Source organism: Rhizobacter sp. P1_G5 (assembly GCF_056405435.1).
Map to the genome: position 1 here is coordinate 1 of NZ_JBFUCB010000489.1, position 4,680 is coordinate 4,680.

Annotated in this window: 4 protein-coding genes and 1 pseudogene; all 5 read left to right on the forward strand. The window is 66.5% G+C overall.

The features are described from left to right. Nucleotides 1-134 (forward strand): annotated as a pseudogene (locus tag AC1D12_RS25240) (RNA-binding S4 domain-containing protein); the annotation flags it as partial. 144 nt (nucleotides 135-278) lie between these two features. After that, nucleotides 279-812, forward strand: coding sequence for a nucleotide exchange factor GrpE (grpE, locus tag AC1D12_RS25245; protein WP_465113007.1), 534 nt, complete (start codon nucleotides 279-281; stop codon nucleotides 810-812). A gap of 99 nt (nucleotides 813-911) precedes the next feature. Continuing rightward, nucleotides 912-2,876 (forward strand): molecular chaperone DnaK, encoded by a 1,965-nt coding sequence (gene dnaK / locus AC1D12_RS25250; protein ID WP_477843627.1) that lies wholly within the window; start codon nucleotides 912-914, stop codon nucleotides 2,874-2,876. 78 nt (nucleotides 2,877-2,954) lie between these two features. Then, nucleotides 2,955-4,115, forward strand: coding sequence for a molecular chaperone DnaJ (gene dnaJ, locus AC1D12_RS25255; protein WP_047508912.1), 1,161 nt, complete (start codon nucleotides 2,955-2,957; stop codon nucleotides 4,113-4,115). Nucleotides 4,116-4,170: 55 nt separating this feature from the next. After that, on the forward strand, nucleotides 4,171-4,680 hold a 510-nt coding region (locus AC1D12_RS25260; protein ID WP_477843630.1), incomplete at its 3' end, for a response regulator.

A 4,680-nucleotide genomic window follows, 5' to 3' on the forward strand; every position in this document is an offset into this window, starting at 1 on the left:
GCGAGGAGGCGGCGAAGCAGCGCAAGCTGGCCGCCGAACCGGCGCTGGCGATCGAGCAGGGCCGCCCCACCAAGCGCGATCGCCGCCAGCTCGCCGACTGGAACCGCTGGAGCGCAAGCATCGACCCCGAATGACCCTGGGCCCGGGTCGGCCCGGCCTTGCCTTTCCCCCGCACGGTCCCACGTGCCCTGCAGCACGGGGGCCTGCATTATTTTGAAAGCCCCTCTTGAAACCCGGGGCAAAGCGCCCATATGCGCGCCATTCGACAGGATCCACCCATGCAAAATCCAGAAAATTCTTCGCAAGATCAAGGACTTGAGACGCCGGCTGACATCTCTGGCGCGGCTGCCGCCGCGCAGGCGCAGGCGGCCGAGGTCAACCTGGAAGCCCGCCTGGCCGAGATGTCCGACGCCTACCTGCGCGCCAAGGCCGAGACCGAGAACGTCCGCCGCCGCTCGGAAGAAGAGATCGCCAAGGCGCGCAAGTTCGCCGTCGAAAGCTTCGCCGACAGCCTGCTGCCGGTGAAGGACAGCCTGGAGGCCGCGATCGCGATCCAGGCCGCGACGCCCGAGCAGCTGCTCGAAGGCGTGCACGCCACGCTGCGCCAGCTGTCAGCCGCGCTCGAGCGCAGCAAGGTGATCGAGATCAACCCGCCGGCCGGCACGAAGTTCGATCCGCACCAGCACCAGGCCATCAGCATGGTGCCGGCCGAGCAGGAGGCCAACACCGTCGTGATCGTGCTGCAGAAGGGCTACCTGATCGCCGATCGCGTGCTGCGCCCGGCGCTGGTCACGGTGGCCGCCCCGAAATAACGCAAGGCAGAAGCAACTGTCCACAAGCGCGGCCCCTTGAAACGGCCCGACTTATCCACAACTCGACAACATCAAGATTTTCGGATTCAGGAGAACCACATGGCAAAAATCATCGGCATCGACCTCGGCACCACGAACTCGTGCGTGGCCATCATGGAAGGCAACACCACCAAGGTGATCGAGAACAGCGAAGGTGCGCGCACCACGCCGTCGATCATTGCCTACCAGGAAGATGGCGAGATCCTCGTCGGTGCGTCTGCCAAGCGCCAGGCCGTCACCAACCCGCGCAACACGCTGTATGCGGTGAAGCGCCTGATCGGCCGCAAGTTCACCGAGAAGGAAGTGCAGAAGGACATCGACCTGATGCCCTACAAGATCGCGCAGGCCGACAACGGCGATGCGTGGGTCGAGGTGCGCGGCAACCGGCTCGCGCCGCCGCAGGTCAGCGCCGAAGTGCTGCGCAAGATGAAGAAGACCGCCGAGGACTACCTGGGCGAGACGGTGACCGAGGCCGTGATCACGGTGCCGGCCTACTTCAACGACGCCCAGCGCCAGGCCACCAAGGATGCGGGCCGCATTGCCGGCCTCGACGTGAAGCGCATCATCAATGAGCCGACCGCCGCGGCGCTCGCGTTCGGCCTCGACAAGAACGAGAAGGGTGACCGCAAGATCGCGGTGTACGACCTGGGCGGCGGCACCTTCGACGTGTCGATCATCGAGATCGCCGACGTCGACGGCGAGAAGCAGTTCGAGGTGCTGTCGACCAACGGCGACACCTTCCTGGGCGGCGAAGACTTCGACCAGCGCATCATCGACTACATCATCACCGAGTTCAAGAAGGAACAAGGCGTCGACCTGTCGAAGGACGTGCTCGCGCTGCAGCGCCTGAAGGAAGCCGCCGAGAAGGCGAAGATCGAGCTCTCGAACAGCGCGCAGACCGACATCAACCTGCCGTACGTGACGGCCGATGCGTCGGGCCCGAAGCACCTGAACATCAAGCTGACGCGCGCCAAGCTGGAAGCGCTGGTCGAGGAGCTGATCGAACGCACGATCGCGCCCTGCCGCACCGCCATCAAGGACGCCGGCGTGGCCGTCAACGCGATCGACGACGTGATCCTGGTCGGCGGCATGACCCGCATGCCCAAGGTGCAGGAGAAGGTCAAGGAGTTCTTCGGCAAGGAGCCGCGCAAGGACGTGAACCCGGATGAAGCGGTGGCCGTCGGTGCCGCGATCCAGGGCCAGGTGCTGGCCGGCGACCGCAAGGACGTGCTGCTGCTCGACGTGACCCCGCTGASCCTGGGCATCGAGACSCTSGGCGGCGTGWTSACCMMGMTGATCGCGAAGAACACGACCATCCCGACCAAGYKCKCGCAGACCTTCTCGACCGCCGACGACAACCAGYCGGCCGTCACGATCAAGGTCTACCAGGGCGAACGCGAGATGGCCTCGGGCAACAAGAGCCTGGGCGAGTTCAACCTCGAGGGCATCCCGCCGTCGCCGCGCGGCACGCCGCAGATCGAGGTGAGCTTCGACATCGACGCGAACGGCATCCTGCACGTCGGCGCCAAGGACAAGGGCACCGGCAAGGAAAACAAGATCACCATCAAGGCGAACTCCGGCCTCTCCGAGGCCGAGATCCAGCAGATGGTGAAGGACGCCGAGCTGAACGCCGTCGAGGACAAGAAGAAGCTCGAACTGGTGCAGGCCCGCAACCAGGCCGACGCGATGGTGCACAGCGTTCGCAAGTCGCTGGGCGAGCATGGCGACAAGCTGGATGCCGGCGAGAAGGAAAAGATCGAGACCGCGCTGAAGGACGCCGAGGAAGCGCTGAAGGGCGACGACAAGGCGGCCATCGAGGCCAAGAGCGAGGCGCTGATGGCCGCCAGCCAGAAGCTGGGCGAGAAGGTGTACGCCGATGCGCAGGCGGCCCAGGCGGCGGCCGGCGCGGGCGCAGCGGCAGGTGGCGCGGGTGCTCAGGCGCCGCATGCCGAAGCCGCTTCGTCGAAGCCGGCCGACGACAACGTGGTCGACGCCGAGTTCAAGGAAGTGAAAGACCAGAAGTAAGGCGCCGCCGCGGCTTCTTCAGACCCCCGTGGGCCGCGACCGGTGCACGGGGGATTTGCATTTCAAGCAAGAGCACCCATGGCAAAGCGTGACTACTACGAAATCCTCGGCGTCGCGAAGAACGCGTCCGAGGAGGACATCAAGAAGGCCTACCGCAAGCTGGCCATGAAGCACCACCCCGATCGCAACCAGGGCGACGGGGCGAAGAAATCGGAAGAGCAGTTCAAGGAGGTCAAGGAGGCCTACGAGATGCTCTCCGACGCGCAGAAGCGCGCGGCCTACGACCAGTACGGCCATGCCGGCGTCGACCCCAACGCCGGTGGGTTCCGCCCGGGCGGCCAGGGCGGCGAAGGCTTCGGCGGCTTCGCCGAGGCGTTCGGCGACATCTTCGGCGACATCTTCGGTGGCCAGGGCGGCGGCGGGCAACGCCGGGGCGGTGCCGGCGGCCAGCAGGTGTTCCGCGGCAGCGACCTCAGCTACGCGATGGAGATCACGCTCGAAGAGGCAGCGCGTGGCAAGGAAACGCAGATCCGCATCCCGAGCTGGGAAGAGTGCGAGACCTGCCACGGCAGCGGCGCCAAGCCCGGCACCAGCGCGAAGACCTGCCCGAGCTGCAACGGCGCCGGCACGGTGCACATGCGCCAGGGCTTCTTCAGCATCCAGCAGACCTGCCCGCACTGCCACGGCACCGGCAAGATCATTCCCGAGCCGTGCCTGACCTGCCACGGCCAGGGCAAGATCAAGAAGACCAAGACGCTGGAGGTGAAGATCCCCGCCGGCATCAACGAAGGCATGCGCATCCGCTCGGCCGGCAACGGCGAGCCGGGCACCAATGGCGGCCCGGCCGGCGACCTGTACATCGAGATCCGCATCAAGCAGCACGAGATCTTCGAGCGCGACGGTGACGACCTGCACTGCACCGTGCCGGTCGGGCTGACGCTCGCGGCGCTGGGCGGCGGCATCGAGGTGCCCACGCTGGGCGGCAAGGCCGAGATCGAGCTGCCCGAAGGCACGCAGCACGGCAAGACCTTCCGCTTGCGCGGCAAGGGCATCAAGGGCGTGCGCTCCAGCTACCCGGGCGACCTGTACTGCCACATCAGCGTCGAGACGCCGGTCAAGCTGACCGAGCACCAGCGCAAGCTGCTGAAGGAGCTGGACGAGTCCTTCAACAAGTCGGGCGGCAAGCATTCGCCGAATGCCAAGAGCTGGACCGACCATGTGAAGGATCTGTTCAAGTAACCCGGCCCGCGGCCGCCGGCGCTCAAGCGGCCCTCCCCCTGTCCGATAAGGGGGGATGGCTCCGCTAGACCGTGACATCGCGCAGTGCCGGGCGATGGTCATCGACCCGAACCCGACCTCGCGCAGCATTCTTTCCGCCCAGCTGCGCGATTTCGGCGTCGGCACGGTCGCGCAATGCGGCCGCATCGAAGACGCCCGCAAGCAGCTGGAGGTGCGCCCGTTCGACGTGGTGCTGTGCGAGCACAGCTTCAGCGCCACCGGCTACTCCGGGCAGAACCTGCTCGACGACCTGCGGCGCAACCAGCTGCTGCCGCTGTCCACCGTCTTCATCATCGTCACCAGCGAAGCCTCGTACACGCTGGTGGCCGACGCCGCCGAGTCGGCGCTCGACAGCTACCTGCTGAAACCCCACACCGCGACCGCGCTCGGCGAGCGGCTGATGCAGGCGCGCCGGCGCAAGAAATCGCTGGGCGAGATCTTCCTCGCGATCGAGGAAGGCGATTTCGAGCGCGGCGCCGCGCTGTGCGCCGCCCGCTTCGAGCAGCGCGGCCCGTACTGGCTGTAC